Source organism: Marinobacter halodurans (genome assembly GCF_004327985.1).
Classification (GTDB): Bacteria; Pseudomonadota; Gammaproteobacteria; order Pseudomonadales; family Oleiphilaceae; genus Marinobacter_A; species Marinobacter_A halodurans.
Genome location: NZ_SJDL01000010.1, coordinates 79433 through 96958 on the forward strand (window position 1 = coordinate 79433; position 17526 = coordinate 96958).

At 60.8% G+C, this 17526-nt stretch carries 17 protein-coding genes; 7 read left to right on the forward strand and 10 right to left on the reverse strand.

What is annotated here, in order from left to right; all coding sequences use genetic code 11:
- Positions 1-23: 23 nt before the first annotated feature.
- The 8 genes from rseP to rpsB form a co-directional block, all read right to left on the reverse strand.
- Positions 24-1373: an RIP metalloprotease RseP gene (rseP, locus tag EZI54_RS08495; RefSeq protein WP_131480969.1), complete on the reverse strand. Its 1350-nt coding sequence runs from the start codon at positions 1371-1373 to the stop codon at positions 24-26.
- Positions 1374-1504: 131 nt separating this feature from the next.
- Complete coding sequence (gene ispC, locus EZI54_RS08500) at positions 1505-2701, reverse strand: 1-deoxy-D-xylulose-5-phosphate reductoisomerase (RefSeq protein WP_131480971.1); 1197 nt, start codon at positions 2699-2701, stop codon at positions 1505-1507.
- 16 nt (positions 2702-2717) lie between these two features.
- Positions 2718-3560 carry a phosphatidate cytidylyltransferase gene (locus EZI54_RS08505; protein WP_131480973.1) on the reverse strand — a complete coding sequence of 281 codons (843 nt, stop codon included), beginning with the start codon at positions 3558-3560 and terminating at the stop codon, positions 2718-2720.
- 21 nt (positions 3561-3581) lie between these two features.
- Entirely contained in the window at positions 3582-4364 is a 783-nt protein-coding gene (gene uppS, locus EZI54_RS08510; RefSeq protein ID WP_131480975.1) for a polyprenyl diphosphate synthase, read from the reverse strand.
- A gap of 74 nt (positions 4365-4438) precedes the next feature.
- On the reverse strand, positions 4439-4996 hold the full coding sequence (frr, locus tag EZI54_RS08515; protein ID WP_123634990.1) for a ribosome recycling factor: 558 nt from the start codon (positions 4994-4996) through the stop codon (positions 4439-4441).
- A 59-nt stretch (positions 4997-5055) separates the two neighbouring features.
- Positions 5056-5784, reverse strand: coding sequence for a UMP kinase (gene pyrH / locus EZI54_RS08520; RefSeq protein ID WP_123634991.1), 729 nt, complete (start codon positions 5782-5784; stop codon positions 5056-5058).
- A 189-nt stretch (positions 5785-5973) separates the two neighbouring features.
- On the reverse strand, positions 5974-6843 hold the full coding sequence (tsf, locus tag EZI54_RS08525) for a translation elongation factor Ts (RefSeq protein ID WP_131480977.1): 870 nt from the start codon (positions 6841-6843) through the stop codon (positions 5974-5976).
- A 189-nt stretch (positions 6844-7032) separates the two neighbouring features.
- Positions 7033-7773: a 30S ribosomal protein S2 gene (gene rpsB, locus EZI54_RS08530; protein ID WP_131480979.1), complete on the reverse strand. Its 741-nt coding sequence runs from the start codon at positions 7771-7773 to the stop codon at positions 7033-7035.
- Positions 7774-8125: 352 nt separating this feature from the next.
- Here rpsB and map point away from each other — a divergent pair, with 352 nt between their 5' ends.
- The 6 genes from map to dapE all read left to right on the forward strand — a co-directional run bounded on the left by map (position 8126) and on the right by dapE (position 15708).
- Positions 8126-8896 (forward strand): type I methionyl aminopeptidase, encoded by a 771-nt coding sequence (map, locus tag EZI54_RS08535; RefSeq protein WP_131480981.1) that lies wholly within the window; start codon positions 8126-8128, stop codon positions 8894-8896.
- 85 nt (positions 8897-8981) lie between these two features.
- The gene (locus EZI54_RS08540) at positions 8982-11651 is read left to right on the forward strand and encodes a [protein-PII] uridylyltransferase (RefSeq protein WP_131480983.1); all 2670 of its coding nucleotides are present in this window, start codon (positions 8982-8984) and stop codon (positions 11649-11651) included.
- Positions 11652-11671: 20 nt separating this feature from the next.
- The gene (dapC, locus tag EZI54_RS08545) at positions 11672-12868 is read left to right on the forward strand and encodes a succinyldiaminopimelate transaminase (RefSeq protein WP_131480985.1); all 1197 of its coding nucleotides are present in this window, start codon (positions 11672-11674) and stop codon (positions 12866-12868) included.
- A 5-nt stretch (positions 12869-12873) separates the two neighbouring features.
- A complete protein-coding gene (locus EZI54_RS08550) occupies positions 12874-13215 on the forward strand; it encodes an ArsC family reductase (RefSeq protein WP_131480987.1) in 342 nt (113 codons plus the stop codon).
- 86 nt (positions 13216-13301) lie between these two features.
- Complete coding sequence (dapD, locus tag EZI54_RS08555) at positions 13302-14330, forward strand: 2,3,4,5-tetrahydropyridine-2,6-dicarboxylate N-succinyltransferase (protein ID WP_131480989.1); 1029 nt, start codon at positions 13302-13304, stop codon at positions 14328-14330.
- 244 nt (positions 14331-14574) lie between these two features.
- Positions 14575-15708, forward strand: coding sequence for a succinyl-diaminopimelate desuccinylase (gene dapE / locus EZI54_RS08560; RefSeq protein ID WP_131480991.1), 1134 nt, complete (start codon positions 14575-14577; stop codon positions 15706-15708).
- A gap of 351 nt (positions 15709-16059) precedes the next feature.
- Here dapE and EZI54_RS08565 read toward each other — a convergent pair whose 3' ends face one another.
- A complete protein-coding gene (locus tag EZI54_RS08565) occupies positions 16060-16278 on the reverse strand; it encodes a SlyX family protein (protein WP_131480993.1) in 219 nt (72 codons plus the stop codon).
- Positions 16279-16478: 200 nt separating this feature from the next.
- Here EZI54_RS08565 and EZI54_RS25275 point away from each other — a divergent pair, with 200 nt between their 5' ends.
- On the forward strand, positions 16479-17003 hold the full coding sequence (locus EZI54_RS25275; protein WP_131480995.1) for a cold-shock protein: 525 nt from the start codon (positions 16479-16481) through the stop codon (positions 17001-17003).
- A gap of 65 nt (positions 17004-17068) precedes the next feature.
- On the opposite strand, the gene EZI54_RS08575 is transcribed toward EZI54_RS25275, so the two are convergent.
- Positions 17069-17443, reverse strand: coding sequence for a hypothetical protein (locus EZI54_RS08575; protein WP_131480997.1), 375 nt, complete (start codon positions 17441-17443; stop codon positions 17069-17071).
- Positions 17444-17526: the final 83 nt, after the last annotated feature.

The window sequence follows — 17526 nt, forward strand, 5'->3', positions numbered from 1 at the left end:
GCGCGTACGGAAGGTCGTGATTCTCACAACCGCATCAGGTCGTTGTAAAGAGCAAAGACCATCAATGTCAGGATCATGGCCATCCCTATTCTCACTCCGGCCGCCTGCACCTGCTCGGAGAGCGGTTTGCGCCGGATGGCCTCCAGGCTGTAGAAGAGAATATGGCCGCCGTCCAGAACGGGAACCGGCAACAGGTTCAGCACGCCAAGGCTCACGCTCAGATACGCCAGGAACTGGATGAAATCCTCGAACCCGGAGCTCACGCTTTGCTCGGCAACGCGGGCAATGGTAATGGGGCCGCTGAGATTATTCAAAGACAGCAACCCGGTCACCATTTTCTTGATGGCGATCAGAGTCAGGCGGGTGTCCCCCCAGGTTTCACCCACCGCATGCGGAATAGCTGCCAGGACACCGTATCGGGTATTCCGCATCATGTCGTCCGGCCAGTCGACCGGCTTGACCCCGGCACCGACCAGGCCAATCACCTGACCGTCCTCGGTTTCGTGTCTTGCAGGCGTGACATCCACCTGCCGCTCCTGCCCATCACGCGTCAGCGTCAATGTCAGTGTTTTCTCGGGCGACGCCTGGATCTTCTTGACCAGAGCGAACCAATCCTCCACCGGTGTACCGTTAACCGCTTCGATATGATCGCCGGCCTTCAGACCAGCCGCTTGTGCGCGGCCACCCTCCATAACCTGGCCCAGCACCGCTGGCACATCCGGGCGGTATGGCGCGATACCAAACAGGTCGATCGGATTGGGTTCATCCTGATCCAACCGCCAGCCCTGGAGATCGGCCGAATGCTCGCTGGTCCGGCCATCTTCCCGGACGGTCATGCGAACCTGGCCATATTCGCCGGCACGTTCCAGTAACGAGGCGCCGATGTCGCGCCAGTTGGCTGCCGGCTCGCCGTCGACGCTGATGATTTCCATGCCGGGCGACAGCCCCATGCGCTCAGCCACACTGCCCGGCTTGACGTCCCCAACGACCGGCGCGACCGTGGTAACACCCACGACGCTCAACAGCCAATAGGCGAAGATGGCAAACAGGAAATTGGCGGCAGGACCGGCGGCGGCAATGGCGATGCGCTTGCCGGGGGATTTCCGGGTGAAGGCCTGGTCGAGCTGATCTTCGGGCACCGGCCCTTCCCGCTCATCCAGCATCTTGACGTAGCCGCCCAGCGGAATCGCGGCCACCGCAAACTCGGTGCCGTGCCGGTCATACCGGGAAAACATGGGCTTGCCGAAGCCGACAGAAAACCGCAAAACCTTCACGCCACACCGGCGAGCCACCCAGAAGTGCCCGTATTCGTGGATGGTGACCAGGATGCCCAGGGTCACGATGAGCGCAAGCGCTGATTCAATAAACTGCATGTTGCTCCGGATTCAAACCAGGTTAAGGCCGACCTGCCTGGGGCAGGCTCCGACCGTGACGATGCCCGTCGTCACACGCCTCTTTATATCGGCCGGACGCCTCGGGAAAGACACCAGCCAGGAGACCGACCTTACTTGAGGCCAGACACTGAGACCGCGCGCCTGCGAATCTGTTCCGCAGCGAACGCCCGGGATTCATGATCTTTTTCGAAGATAACGGAAAAACTGTCCGCGGCAACCGCCGGCAACGACGACAGAACCGATTCAATCACGACCGGAATATCGGTAAAACGGATCTCACGACGCAGGAAGGCAGCCACCGCCTCTTCATTGGCCGCATTCAGGACGGCTGGCGCGGTGCCGCCACTTTCAAACGCCTCCGCCGCCAGGCGCAAACAGGGGAAACGCTGCAGGTCCGGCCGCTCGAAATGAAAACGCCCGAGGGCAAACAGGTCCAGCGGGGCGACCCCGGCGTCAATCCGCTCCGGCCAGCCCAGCCCATTAGCGATCGGTGTGCGCATGTCAGGACTGCCCAACTGGGCCAGCACCGAGCCATCCACATACTCCACCATGGAGTGGATGATGCTTTCCGGATGCACATGCACTTCAATCTGTGACGGCCGGGTATTGAACAGCCAGCAGGCTTCAATCAGCTCCAGCCCTTTGTTCATCAGGCTGGCCGAATCCACCGAAATCTTCTGCCCCATACTCCAATTGGGATGGGCACAGGCCTGTTCGGGAGAGACGTCAACCAGTGCGTCCGCCGGCGTTTCGCGGAACGGACCGCCGGAAGCGGTCAGCAATACACGCCGAACACCGGCTCCGGGGAAATTGCGCACCTGGTGCGACGGCAGGCACTGAAAAATTGCGTTGTGTTCGCTGTCGATCGGCAGCAACTCCGCCCCGCTCTCAGCCACGGCATCCATAAACAGAGCGCCGGACATGACCAGCGCTTCCTTGTTGGCCAGCAGCACACGCTTGCCGGCGCGTACCGCAGCCAGAGTCGACTCGAGTCCGGCGGCACCGACGATGGCGGCCATGACGGTATCGCAGTCATCGGCTTCGGCGACGGCGACCAGGCCTTCCGGTCCGGACAGAACCTCCACCTGCCACGCCGCCGGCACTTGCTGATGAAGCCGCGCAGCAGCCTCCGGATCGGCCATAACGGCATAGCGGGGCCGGTGGCGCCGACACAGCTCAAGCATACTGTCGACCTGACGACAGGCCGTCAGCGCAAAGACACGGAAACGATCCGGATGACGGGCAATGACATCGAGCGTGCTCAGGCCGATCGAGCCCGTGGCACCCAGGACGGTTACGTGACGCATGGCGCCCCCAGCAGGTTCATGCAATCGGACTGACCTGAAGCCAGCCCAGCAGGGTAATACACAGGGCAAAGACGGGGATGGCCGCGGTCAGGCTGTCAATGCGGTCCATAATACCACCGTGTCCGGGCAGCAGCTGACTGCTGTCCTTGATCCCCCGGAAGCGCTTGAGCATGCTCTCAAGCAAATCCCCAAGCACCGAAACCGCCCCGGTGATGAGGCTGACGACCAGCAGCAACCCTGTTTCGGTGGCGCTGCAGCCGATCACCAGACTGACGATCAGAGACAGCGTCGCTACAGCGGCCAACCCGCCCCAGACGCCGGCCCAGGACTTCCCGGGACTGACCCGCGGTGCGAGCTTGGCATTGCCGAAAGCGCGACCAGCAAAATAGGCGCCGATATCTGCCACCCAAACCACGCAAAAGACGTAGAGCAACAGCAGTAGATTATTATCCGCGTTGGCCAGATGGAAATCACCGGAACGCAACTGGTTCAGACCGACCCACGCGGGGACAAGCACCAATCCGCCCATGAGCGCCCTGACCGGAACCGGTTGCCACCGTTGACTGCCGCCAGGATAGGCCCGTACCAGTAACAGGGCGACGATCCACCAGATTACCGACAGCAACAGGACGGTCAGCGCCGTGCTTTGCAACAACAGGAAAAGAACCAGTGCAGTGGCGAGAGCATAGCCAATGCGGGCTGGGCCGGCCGTCATGCCGGCCATGTTGGCCCACTCCCAGGCGCCGATGGAAATGATGATCCCGGTAAACAGGGCAAAACCCAGTGGCGGCAGGAAAAAAATACATCCAATGGCGATCGGAGCCAGGATGAGGGCTGTGATGACACGTGTTTTGAGCACAACAGGGCTCGCTCTTGTTATTTATTTGGATTCGGAGCCAGTCGCGGCGGCCTTCTCCAGTTGATCGTCCGTCTGACCAAAACGACGCTTGCGGCCGGCGTAGGCTTCCAGTGCCGCGAGCATCTCCCGCTCGTCAAAATCGGGCCAGAACACGTTGGAAAAGTGGAATTCGGTGTACGCAAGGTGCCACAGCAGGAAATTGCTGATGCGCTGCTCTCCGGCGGTACGGATCAGCAGGTCCGGCATGGGCAGATCACCAATGCACAGCCGCTTTTGCAAATGCTCGTCGGTGATGTCGCCCGGTTGCAAGAGACCATTCTGGACGTCCCGCGCCAGCGACTGTGCCGCCTGGGTAATGTCCCAGTGCCCGCCGTAGTTGGCGGCGATCACCAGCGTCATACGCGTGTTACCGGCTGTCAACTCTTCCGCCCGGGCCATGTGCGCCTGTAGCTTGTCATTGAAAGCGGAGCGATCTCCGATAATACGCAAGCGGATGTTATTGCGATGCAGCTTGCGGACTTCGCGCTCCAGAGCCATCAGAAACAGGCGCATCAACGCCGACACTTCATCCTTGGGTCGTCGCCAGTTCTCACTGCTGAATGCAAACAGCGTCAGCACCTCGACCCCATTCTGGGCGCAGGTCTCGACCGTCGAGCGTACTGCGTTAACGCCGGCCTTGTGACCCGCGACTCCCGCCAGCCGGCGCAGCTTCGCCCAGCGATTGTTGCCATCCATGATGATGGCCACATGCCGCGGCGTTGAGGCCGCCGTCACCGGTATGTTGGCGGATAGACTTTCCGTCATGCCTTCCCCTGATACGTCACGGGGGCGCCGGGACTATTATCCCCGGCCGCCCCCGGTAAGTTCCAGAACAGGAATCAGACCTCCATGAGGTCGTCTTCCTTGCTCTTGAGCATCTTTTCGACTTCAGCGATGTAGCGATCGGTCAGCTTCTGGACCTCTTCTTCGCCCTTGCGCTCTTCGTCTTCGGTGATGTCCTTTTCCTTGAGCAGTTCTTTCAGGTCGTTATTCGCGTCACGCCGTGCGTTACGGATGGAGACGCGACCATGCTCGGCGTCCGCCTTGGCCTGTTTGACCAGCTCGCGGCGGCTTTCCTCGGTCAGCATCGGCATGGGCACGCGGATAATATCGCCATTGCTGGCCGGGTTCAGACCCAGGTCAGACATCATGATGGCCTTTTCAATGGCCGGGACCATGTTCTTCTCCCACGGGGCAACCGCCAGCGTACGGGAATCTTCAACGTTGACCGCAGCCACCTGTTTCAGCGGAGTTTCCTGGCCATAGTAGTTGACCGTGACGCTGTCCAGGATGGCCGGATGCGCGCGGCCGGTGCGGATCTTGTTGAAGGCCGAGTGCAGCGCGTCCAGACTCTTCTTCATGCGCTTTTCGGCGTCTGACTTGATTTCGTTGATCACTTTGAATTCCTCAATTCAGTCCGTTGCCCGGAAAATGCGTATTCAGGCTCGGTCGAGCCTTATTCAATCAGTGTACCTTCTGCCTCGCCCACCACGATACGGGTCAGCGCGCCGGACTTGTTCATGTTGAACACGCGAACCGGCATACCCTGGTCGCGGCACAGGCAAATGGCAGTGAGATCCATGACGCCGAGCTTTTTGTCGAGCACTTCATCATAGGTCAGGCTTTCGTATTTCTCAGCCGAGGGATCCTTGACCGGATCGGCGGAGTAAACGCCGTCGACCTTGGTCGCCTTGAGAACGACGTCGGCATCGATCTCGATGCCCCGCAGACACGCCGCCGAATCCGTCGTGAAGAAGGGGTTCCCGGTACCGGCACAGAAAATCACCACGTCGCCGTCTTTCAGGTCGCGCACGGCCCGGCGACGGTCGTAATGCTCGACAATACCACTCATCGGAATGGCGGACATAACCCGCGTACGGATGTTGGAGCGCTCCAACGCGTCCCGCATCGCCAGGCCGTTCATCATGGTCGCCAGCATGCCCATATGGTCGCCGGTCACCCGATCCATGCCCGCTGCGTTGAGCGCGGCACCCCGGAACAGGTTGCCCCCGCCAATGACCAGCCCCACCTGGACACCAATACCGATCAGTGCGCCGATCTCCAGCGCCATGCGATCAAGGACCTTGGGGTCAATGCCGAAATCCTGCTCCCCCATCAGGGCTTCGCCGCTGAGCTTGAGAAGGACGCGTTTGTATTTGGGCTGGGACTGCGAGTGTTTCGGCATGGCGAGGATTCCCCTAATGGCGTGAACGATGACTTGACGGCAGACAACGCCTGTCGCCGCCGAAGCTCGCCGTCGCAGACGTTGTCAGGGTCAGGGCTGCATCCGGAACGGCCCGACGTCAGACCGTTCCGGATGCAACCCGCGGCGGCGCCGCCGGAACGGCGCGCGACGCGGCTTGCAGAAGCGGGATCAGGCCTTGCCGGTACCTGCCGCGGCAGCCACCTCGGCAGCGAAATCCACTTCTTCCTTCTCGATGCCTTCACCCACTTCCAGGCGGATGAAACCGACCAGCTCAGCACCCTGCTCTTTCAGCAGCGCCTTGACGGTCTGGTCCGGGTTCTTCACGAAAGGCTGCTCCACCAGGCTGTTTTCCTTGAGGAACTTGTTGATGCGGCCGGTCATCATCTTCTCGACGATTTCTTCCGGCTTGCCTTCCATGTCCGGCTGGGCGCGGATGATGCCTTTCTCTTTCTCGACTTCATCCTGCGGCATGTCTTCCGGCTTGCCAACGCGCGGGTTGACGGCAGCCACGTGCATGGCGATATCACGGGCCGTCTCGGCATTGCCGCCGGTCAGCGCAACAACGGATGCGATCTTGTTGTTGCTGTGGACATAGCCATCCACCACGTCGCCCTCGATCTTCAGGACGCGACGAACGGTGATGTTCTCGCCGATTTTCTGGACCAGCGCTTCACGCTTGCCTTCGAGTTCGCCTTCCATCAGCTTGGCAACATCGACCTCGCCTGACTTGACGGCCGCTTCCAGAACGTCGTTGGCGAAGGTCATGAAGTTGTCGTCACGGGCCACGAAGTCCGTCTCGGAGTTGACTTCCAGCAGGGTGGCGCTCTTGTTGTCGGCGGCGACGCTCAGCACGGCAACCCCTTCAGCCGCGGTACGACCGGCCTTCTTGGCGGCCTTGAGGCCGGAAGACTTGCGCAGCTCTTCGATGGCATTCTCGACACTGCCTTCAGCCTCGACCAGTGCCTTCTTGCACTCCATCATGCCCAGGCCTGTGCGCTCACGCAGCTCTTTGACCATTGCAGCGGTAATAGCAGCCATGTTCAATCCTCTCGTTTCAATATCCGGTCAATGGCGCCCGTATCCGGGCGCCACCTCTATGATTCTCCAGGCGGCACGCCTCACCGGCGGGCACCCCTGTCAATGCGAGCACCGGCAACCGTCACAAAAAAGGGGGACTCAGCCCCCCTTTTTCATCGCTGAATCCGAATCAGCCGGTTGCACACCGCCTTATTCAGCAGCCGGTGCGTCTTCTTCGCTGACTTCAACGAACTCGTCAGCACCGGCACCACCCTGGCTTGCTTCGATGCAGGTGTCAGCAACGGCTTTCACGTAGATCTGGATCGCACGGATCGCATCGTCGTTACCCGGGATCACGTAGTCGACGCCGTCCGGGTCACTGTTGGTATCAACGACGCCGATAACCGGGATACCCAGCTTGTTGGCTTCCTTGATGGCAATGCGCTCATGGTCAACGTCAATCACGAACAGCGCGTCCGGCAGGCCGCCCATATCCTTGATACCGCCGATGCTGCGCTCGAGCTTGTCCATCTCACGGGTGCGCTCCAGCGCTTCCTTCTTGGTCAGCTTGTCGAAGGTGCCGTCCTGGCTCTGGGTCTCCAGGTCACGGTAGCGGCGGATGGACTGACGGATGGTCTTGTAGTTGGTCAGCATACCGCCCAGCCAGCGATGGTTGACGTATGGCTGGTTAGCGCGCTGCGCTTCTTCCTTGATGATCTTGGCGGCGGCGCGCTTGGTGCCGACGAACAGGATCTTGTTCTTGTTCTCGGCCAACTGACGGATGAAGCTCAGGGCGCCATCCATCGCCGGAACGGTCTGTTCCAGGTTGATGATATGAATCTTGTTGCGGGCGCCGAAGATGTACTTCGACATTTTCGGGTTCCAGTAGCGGGTCTGGTGACCGAAATGGGCACCTGCCTTGAGCAGGTCACGCATATTGACTTGTGCCATGGTAAATACCTTTCAAACTTTGGGTTAGTCCTCCATGTGTCCAATTGCCCAACCCGCAGGACCGGTTCCTGACGAGCACCCTGGGTCAACGTGTCGACACATGTGTGTTTTTGCTGGTCACCGCCTGAACAGCCGTTCGGACAATGGCTTCAGCGGGCGCGTTTATACCATACCAGAGCCCGAAAACGCCACTTGTTTTTCATTACCACGCTACGCACTTACCGAAGATCAACGCCTTAGACGCCACCTTATATAGAGGTGGCATATGGCCTAATTAGAGAGCCTTGCCTTGTACCATCCGTGGCACCTCCCTAAAATGGGCGCTTAATCCGTGTGAAGGAAAGCCTTACTGATGCAGGTATCGATCAAGACCCCTGAGGAAATCGAAAAGATGCGTGTAGCCGGCCGCCTGGCCGCCGAGGTCCTTGAGATGATTGGCGAGCACGTTCAGCCCGGAGTCACCACCGAAGAACTGGATCGCATTTGCCACGACTATATCGTCAATGTCCAGAAGGCCATCCCGGCCCCCCTGAACTACAAGGGCTTTCCGAAGTCGATCTGCACCTCCGTCAATCACGTCGTCTGCCACGGCATCCCCAGCGAGAAGAAAGTCCTCAAGAGCGGTGACACCCTCAACATCGACGTCACGGTCATTAAGGACGAGTATCACGGCGACACCAGCAAGATGTTCTTCGTGGGCGAACGCAAGATTGCAGCAGAGCGCCTGGTTCGCATTACCCAGGAATGCCTCTATAAAGGGATAGAGCTGGTTCGCCCGGGCACACGGCTGGGCGATATCGGCCACGTCATCCAGCAGCACGCCGAGAAGAATCGCTATTCCGTGGTGCGCGACTACTGCGGGCACGGCATTGGCCGCGTCTTCCACGAGGAGCCGCAGGTCATGCATTATGGTCGTCCGGGCACCGGGTTCGAGTTGCATGAAGGGATGACGTTCACCATTGAACCGATGATCAACCAGGGCAAGTACCACTGCAAACTGCTGCCGGACGGCTGGACCGTGGTCACCAAGGACCACAAGCTGTCGGCCCAGTGGGAGCACACCATCCTGGTGACGGCCGATGGTCACGAGGTCCTGACAAAACGCTCGGAAGAGTCGTTTTAAGGCCAGCGGAGCATCCTGATCCTGCCCTATAGTGTCTCAGGCCGGGCCGTCCGGCCTGCCACCAGCCGCCGAGGCCACGACTACCATGGCGACAGCCGACGTCCCTGATACAGCCAGCCTGGAAACCCAGATCGCCGAGGCTCCCTCGCCGATCGGGCCGGCGCGGCAAGCCCTGAAGGCCACTTTCGAGGCCCACGCCGAAGCATTTCGCAACGGCGCCGATGTCCGCGAGCTGGTCATGGCCCGCGCCCTGGCGGTCGATCGCATCCTCAGCCTGCTCTGGAATCGTTACGAATTTGCGACATCGGAGGACATCGCCCTCGTTGCGGTCGGCGGCTACGGCCGGGGCGAGCTGCACCCGCATTCCGACATTGACCTCCTCATCCTGACCCGGGAGCAGGTTCGCCAGGAGTGGCAGGAAGACCTGACCAGCTTCATTACCCTGCTCTGGGACCTGCGCCTGGATATCGGCCATAGTGTGCGCAGTATCGAGGAGAGCAAGGCAGCGTCGCGGGAAGACGTCACCATCCTGACCAACCTGCTGGAAACCCGGACCATCGCTGGCCCGGATCGTCTTCGGGCAACACTTTCCGAACAGGTCTACTCGGACGATGTCAGCGCCGACCGCGCCTATTTCATCGCCAAACGGGAGGAACAGCGGCGTCGCCACGAGAAGTATGGCGATACCGAATACAACCTCGAACCCAACATCAAGGGCTCACCCGGGGGGCTGCGCGACATCCAGACCATCGGCTGGATCACCAAACGCCATTTCGGACTGGAGTCCATCGCCGACCTGACCCGCTTCAGTATCCTGACGGAAGAGGAATACCAGATCATCCTCGGTGGCGAGAACTTCCTCTGGCGCCTGCGCTATGGCCTGCAACTGATCGCGGACCGCAACGAGAACCGCCTGCTGTTCGATCACCAGCGGGCCCTAGCCGAGATGCTGGGCTACCAGGACAAGGGCAAGCGCCTGGGCGTGGAAATCATGATGCAGGAGTACTACCGCACGGTCCTGGCCCTGGCGGAGCTGACGGACGTGATCCTGCAATATTATGACGAGGCGATCCTGGGCTCGGACGGTGACGACGATATCCGCCCGATTAACAAGCGCTTCCAGATCCGCAACGGCTATATCGAAGCCATCAACAACCAGGTCTTCGCCTACGCGCCCTACGCGCTGATGGAGATTTTCATCCTGATGGCCCAGAACCCGGACATTCGCGGTATCCGTGCCACGACCATCCGCTCGCTGCGGGCCCACCGCCACCTGATCGATGACGCCTTCCGCTCCGACCTGGCGGTGACCACCTTGTTCATGGAATTGCTGCGGACACCGCACGCCCTGGACCAGACCCTGTCCTTCATGAAGAAGTACAATGTCCTGGGCCGCTACCTGCCGGAGTTCGGCGCCATTATCGGGCAGATGCAGTACGACCTGTTCCACATCTTCACCGTGGATGCCCACACCCTGCGGGTGATCCGCAATATGGTCCAGATGAGCAGCGACGAGGCCCTGTCCAGCTTCCCGCTGGCCTCCCGACTCGTTCACCGCCTGCCCAAACGGGAAAACCTGTACATTGCCGGCCTCTACCACGACATCGCCAAGGGCCGTGGCGGCGACCATTCGGAACTGGGCGCCGAGGAGGCCATCGATTTCTGCGAGCGCCACCACCTGAGCCAGCGGGACACCCAACTGATCGCCTGGCTCGTGGAAAACCACCTGCTGATGTCGATGACGGCCCAGCGCAAGGACATTTCCGATCCGGACATCATCCACGCCTTTGCCCGGGCGGTACCCAGCCAGGTGCACCTGGACTACCTTTACGTGCTGACCGTCTGTGACATCAGCGCCACCAATCCGAAACTCTGGAACACTTGGCGCGCGTCGCTGCTGCGCCAGCTCTACATCGAGGCCAAGCGGGCGCTGCGACGGGGCTCCGAGACGCCGGTGGATCGCAACGAGTGGATCCAGGCGACCCAATCCGAGGCCCGGGAGATCCTGCTGGCCCAAAACATTTCCAACGAGCAGATCGACGCCATCTGGGACGTCATGGACGAGGATTACTTCCTGCAGGATTCGACCGTCGATATCGCCTGGCAGACCGCGGCGATCATCCGCCACGGCAACAATCCGGACCCGCTGGTGATGATCCGCGATACCCGGGGCGGCCCCACGGACGGCTTCTCCCAGATCGTCATCTACATGAAGGACCGGGCAGCGCTGTTTGCAGCCACCACCGCGGTCCTCGAGCAACTCAACCTGAACATCGTCGACGCCCGCATCAGCAGCAGCGACGGCCCCTACTCCATCAGCGCCTACGTGGTCCTGGACGAACAGGGGCAACCCCTGGGCAAGGACCAGGCGCGCAAGGAGCGGGTGCGCCAGCGCCTGATCGAGGAACTGGACGACCCGGAGGATTATCCGGATATCATCCACCGGCGCACCCCACGACAGCTCAAGCATTTCTCCTTCCCGACCCAGGTCACCTTCTCCAATGACACGGTGAACCAGCGGACAGTGATGGAGGTGATTACGCCGGACCGTCCGGGTCTGCTGGCCCGCATCGGCAGCATCCTGCTGGAAAACAACGTGCGGCTGACCAATGCCAAGATCGCCACGCTGGGCGAGCGGGTCGAGGACGTGTTCTTCGTCACCGACGCCCATGGTGCGCCGCTCAGTGATCCGGCCGTCTGCCAGGCGTTGCAGGATGACCTGTGCCGCCAGCTCGACGAGAACGTGGGCGTCTAAATTTTCCCAGAGAACCGATCATGAATCCGAATCTCGACCGTCTCCATCCCTATCCTTTTGAGAAGCTGGCCCAACTCAAGGCCGGCATCCAGCCGCCCGCCTCACTGTCACCGATTGCCCTGGGCATTGGTGAACCCAAGCACGCTTCACCGGCTTTCGTGAAGGACGTGCTGCGGGACAACCTGGACCGCCTGGCAAACTACCCGACCACCAAGGGCACGGACGAGCTGCGCCAGGCCATTGCCGACTGGGCCACCGGGCGGTTCGAACTGGCCCCGGGAACGCTCACCGCGGCCGATCACACCATCCCGGTCAACGGTACCCGCGAGGCCATCTTCTCGCTAGCCCAGGCTGTGGTGAACCCGATACCGGGCGCCAAGGTCGTGATGCCCAATCCCTTCTACCAGATCTACGAGGGCGCGGCCTTCCTCGCCGGTGCGGAACCTCATTTCCTCCCGTGCGAAGCGGACCAGCATTTCATACCGGACTTCGAGGCGGTCACCAGCGAAGTCTGGGACCGCTGCCAGATCCTGTACCTGTGCTCGCCGGGCAACCCCAGCGGCAGCGTCATCCCGCGGGACACCCTCAAGCGCCTGATCGAGCTGGCTGACCGGCATGATTTCCTGATCGCCTCCGACGAGTGCTATTCCGAACTCTATCCGGACGAAAACAACCCGCCGGAAGGCCTGCTGCAGACCTGTGCGGCCATCGGTCGCGACGACTACGCCCGCTGCATCGTCTTCCACAGCCTGTCCAAACGCAGCAACCTGCCGGGTCTGCGCTCGGGCTTCGTGGCCGGCGATGCCCGCGTGCTCAAGGAGTACCTGCGCTACCGCACCTACCACGGCTCCTCCATGTCGATCCAGCACCAACTGGCCAGCATTGCCGCCTGGCAGGACGAGGACCATGTGCGGGAAAACCGGGCGGCCTATCGCGAAAAGTTCGATGCGGTGGTACCCATCCTGTCCGAGGTCATGCGCGTTTCCGCCCCGGATGCCGGCTTCTACCTGTGGCCGGAAACACCGATCGCCGACGACATCTTTGCCCGTGACCTCGCGGCCCAGCAGAATGTCCACGTGCTGCCGGGCCGTTACCTGTCCCGCGAGGTGGACGGTCGCAACCCGGGCGAGAACCGGGTCCGCATGGCCCTGGTCGCCCCCCTGGCCGAATGCATCGAGGCCGCTGAACGCATCCGCACGTTTATTCAGGAGCAGTAACATCCATGGAGATCTACGGCATCAAGAACTGCGACACCATCAAGAAAGCCCTCAAATGGCTGGACGGCGCCGGCAAGACCTACACCTTCCACGACTTCAAGAAAGAAGGTGTCGACGGGAACCGTCTGGCCGCCTGGGAAAAGCAGGTGGGCTGGGAGACGCTGCTCAACCGCCGCGGCACCACCTGGCGCAAACTGCCGGACGACGTTCGTGATAACATAGGGCGCGATTCCGCCATGGCGGTCATGATGGACAATCCGTCCATCATCAAGCGTCCCGTGGTGGAACTGGGCGACCAGGTACACGTTGGCTTCAACGCCGACGAATGGGCACGAATCATCGGCTGAGGCTCGACCTCAGACCTGCCAGCATAATCCGGGGCGTCATGACGGCGCCCGACGTCACCGTTTACTGATCAAGGAGCACGACCCCCATGAGTTTCGCATTCGGCATCGGCATCGGCACCCAGAACAGCAAGGGCGAATGGCTGGAAACCTTCTACCAGAAGCCCCTGTACATGCCGGAGGCAACCATCCGGGAAATCGCATCCAACACGCTGGGCTACCAGGGCGGCAACCAGGCGATCGAAGCCGATGCCGGGCAGCTGACCCGGTTTGCCGAAGCGCTGCGTGGCGCCGGCATTGACGATCAGGCCCGCCTGGCCGAAAAGGCGGCCGGCAGCAAGCGTCCGGCTGTCGTGACCCTGCTGGATACCGACGACACCGCCTCCAGCACCCCGGAGGTCTACCTCAAGCTGCACCTGATCTCCCATCGTCTGGTAAAACCCCACGGCCTCAAGCTCGAAGGCATCTTCGGCCTGCTGCCCAACGTGGCCTGGACCAACGAAGGCGCGATCGATCTGGATGAACTGGCCGACCGCCAGATGGACGCCCGTACGGAAGATCGCCTGCTGGAGGTGAAATCCGTCGACAAGTTCCCGCAGATGACCGATTACGTCGTACCGCGCGGCGTACGTATCGCCGATACCGCCCGTGTCCGCCTGGGCGCTTATGTGGGAGAAGGCACCACGGTCATGCACGAGGGCTTCATCAACTTCAACGCCGGCACCGAGGGCACCAGCATGATCGAAGGCCGTATCTCGGCCGGCGTCATGGTCGGTAAGGGCTCGGACCTGGGCGGCGGCTGCTCCACCATGGGCACCCTGTCCGGCGGCGGCAATATCATCATCTCCGTCGGCGAGAACTGCTTGATCGGCGCCAATGCCGGTATCGGCATCCCGCTGGGCGACCGCACCACCGTCGAAGCCGGCCTTTACATCACCGCCGGCACCAAGGTTGCCGTGCTGGACGACAAGAACGAGGTGGTTCAGACGGTCAAGGCGCGGGACCTGGCCGGCAAGCCGGACCTGCTGTTCCGCCGCAACTCCCAGAACGGTGCGGTGGAGTGCAAGACCAACAAGACCGCGATCGAACTGAACGAGGCGTTGCACGCCAATAACTAATTGTTTGCACTGTATTCGGTGCGGTGATGCGACTGGGGCACCTTTGGTGCCTCAGAAGCTAAAGCATCTGCTACATCCCCGAGTTAAACGCAAAATGTAGCCGATGCTTTAGCTTCGGAGCGGCCCGCAGGGGCGCCGAAACACCGTCCGTTGATGCAATGGTCTCGTGGACGAATCCACTTCCTAAACCAGAGATTCGGCCAGGCCATTTAACCCGCAGACCCAACCAACCCAAGAGACCCGCATGTCCCTATCCCCCACCCTTGAGCTCGCCATCGAACTGATTCGCCGCCGATCTGTCACGCCCGATGACGCGGATTGCCAGGCGCTGATGATGCAACGCCTTTCCCCACTGGGCTTCGAGGGTGAGGCCATGAACTTTGGCGAGGTCCAGAACCTCTGGGCTCGCCGGGGAACCGAAGGGCCCGTGCTGGCTTTCGCCGGTCATACCGATGTGGTGCCGACCGGTCCGGAAAAGAACTGGTCCCAGCCGCCCTTCGAACCGGCGATCCGGGACGGCTACCTCTATGGGCGGGGCGCCGCGGATATGAAGGGCAGCCTGGCCGCGTTTGTCACGGCCTGCGAGCGCTTTGTGGCGAAGCATCCGGATCACAAGGGATCGATCGCGTTGCTGATTACCAGCGACGAGGAAGGCCCGGCCCATGACGGCACGGTCAAAGTGGTCGACGCCCTGGAAGCCCGCAACGAGAAGATGGATTGGTGCCTGATCGGCGAACCGTCCAGCACGCATCGTGTCGGGGATATCATCAAGAACGGGCGGCGGGGCTCATTGCACGGCTACCTGACCGTACACGGCATCCAGGGCCATGTGGCCTACCCCCACCTGGCGGAGAACCCGGTTCACACGGCAGCCCCGGCCCTGGACGCACTGGCCCGGACGCAGTGGGACGACGGCAATGAATTCTTCCCGGCTACCACCTTCCAGATCACCAAGGTCGAGGCCGGTACCGGCAGCAATGTGATTCCTGGCGAGCTGACCGTTCACTTCAATTTCCGCTACTGCACAGAAAATACAGCAGACAGCCTGCAACAGCGCGTGGCCGAGATCCTGGACAGCCACGGTCTGAAATACGACCTGCAATGGCACCTGAGCGGCCAGCCATTCCTGACCGACCGCGGCTCGCTGGTGGATGCAGCCAGTCAGGCGATCCAGGCCGTGACCGGTGAGCCCACGGAGCTGTCGACGTCCGGCGGCACGTCCGATGGCCGCTTTATCGCACCCACTGGTGCACAGGTTGTCGAGCTGGGCCCCGTCAACGCAACCATCCATAAGATCGATGAGTGCGTGAAGGCCGAGGATCTCGATACGTTGTCGGCAATCTATGAAGAGATTCTGGTGCGGTTGTTGGCGAAATAAAGGCGCTTGCGAGTGTTATGGACAGCCCTGCGGGCTGCTCCGAAGCTGAAGCGTCGGCTACATTGGCCAGCCAACTCGAGTATGTAGCAGATGCTTTAGAGGGTGTTGTAAAAGCTACTGCGCTCAGCCATACGGCGTTGAAAATCGCCTCGTGCGCGAGTCCGATCAAGATGCTCATTTACAACCCGTAAACTGCGCTCTTTCGTTGATTTTCGCCTTGTTTGGCTATCGCTCGCGACGCTTTTGCAACACCCTCTGAAGCGTCGGCTACATTGGCCAGCCAACTCGAGTATGTAGCAGATGCTTTAGCTTCTGAGGCGCCGATAGGTGCCCTTAAAACCCCGCTTAACCTCAGTAATGCGGTGGCGGCGCTTCTTCCTCTTCCCGCTTGATGTTGGAGGGCGACACCGCTTCCAGCTGTTTCTTGAGCAGTCGCTTGGCCTCCCAAAGTTCACGCATATCCCTCTCCTGGCGCGACAATTGGTCGCTCAGCGTGGCAATCAGGTCGTCCTGGAAGGCCACGCGGGTTTCCAGTTCGACCATTCGGACTTCCAGTTCTTCCCAATTCATGTGACGGAACTCCTGCTCTGGGGTGGGTCGTCTACAGACTGATCTGTTATGATGCTGCGCTTGCAGATGGAGTGACCCGCCACAATGGCTGCCCTGATCGTCCGCACATCTGCAGTTTGTTACGCCTGAAGCCCTATTTTACGTGAATCAGGCGCCCTTATGTTTTTGATTGATCGATTGATGGGAGAATAAGTCGTCCAATGCGTAATCCACAGAAAGCGATCCTGGTTGCCCTGCTGATCGCTATTCCCGCTCCGTTCGTCCTGGCCTTTTTCCTGGTCACCTTTACACCGGAGCTTTTCCAGATCCTGTCGCAATCGGGTACCCGTGATGTCGCCAACAACCCCGCCTTCGTGTTGGGTAGCGCGCAAGGTATTACCGCCTACGTGATGGCCGTCGTCATTTTCGGCATTGCCGGCTTCCTCGCCGTCGCGCTGAGTCAGGCCAAGGCCACTGCCGGCAGCCAGGATGACCGTCCCGCCAGCGATGGCCTGGAAGATGATTTCGGTCCGGAAGGCAATGAGGAAGGCACCGTAAAATGGTTCAACGTGAAGAAAGGCTTCGGTTTTATCGTCCGTGAGAGCGGCGATGAGGTCTTTGTCCACTTCCGCGCCATTCGCGGTCGTGGTCGCCGCGTACTGCGTCAGGGCCAACTGGTGCGTTTCAATGTGGTCCAGGCCGATAAAGGTCTGCAGGCGGATAACGTCAGCATCCTAGAGGACTGATCCACACCGTCCGCCCTGGATGGGAGTCCCGAGGCACTTCGGGATTCCCATCGACTCCCCCGGAATCAGTTCCAGCTCACTTTCTGTTCGCCCCGGTGATCGAGACGCCACCACTTCTCGTCCTGGACCGGGTCGCCTTCCTGCCAGTCCCCCGGGCTGCATCGCACTTCCACATCCAGAAAGCGCCAGGCATGGCGGGCGCAGTCCAGATCCGTGCGCCAGGGCAATTCGTCGCCTTCCAGAACCACACTGGTGAAGTGCTTCGAGAAAGCGCCGGGGTAGAGTGACACACGAACCGGAAAGTCCCGGTAATACCCCTTCCCCTTGTGGACACCGGCGTGACCGATCGGCGCCAGCTCCAGACGGTCGAGGGATTGATCCAGCCAGCTTTGCAGTCGCGCCGGGTCCTGTTCACGCACGTAGATTTCCAGATCGTTCATAGAGGACATCAAACCTTCGGATTACGGCCCCAAGTCGGCATCTCGATACAAACTGCCCAGGGCCCAAATCCGGCCATAATGCC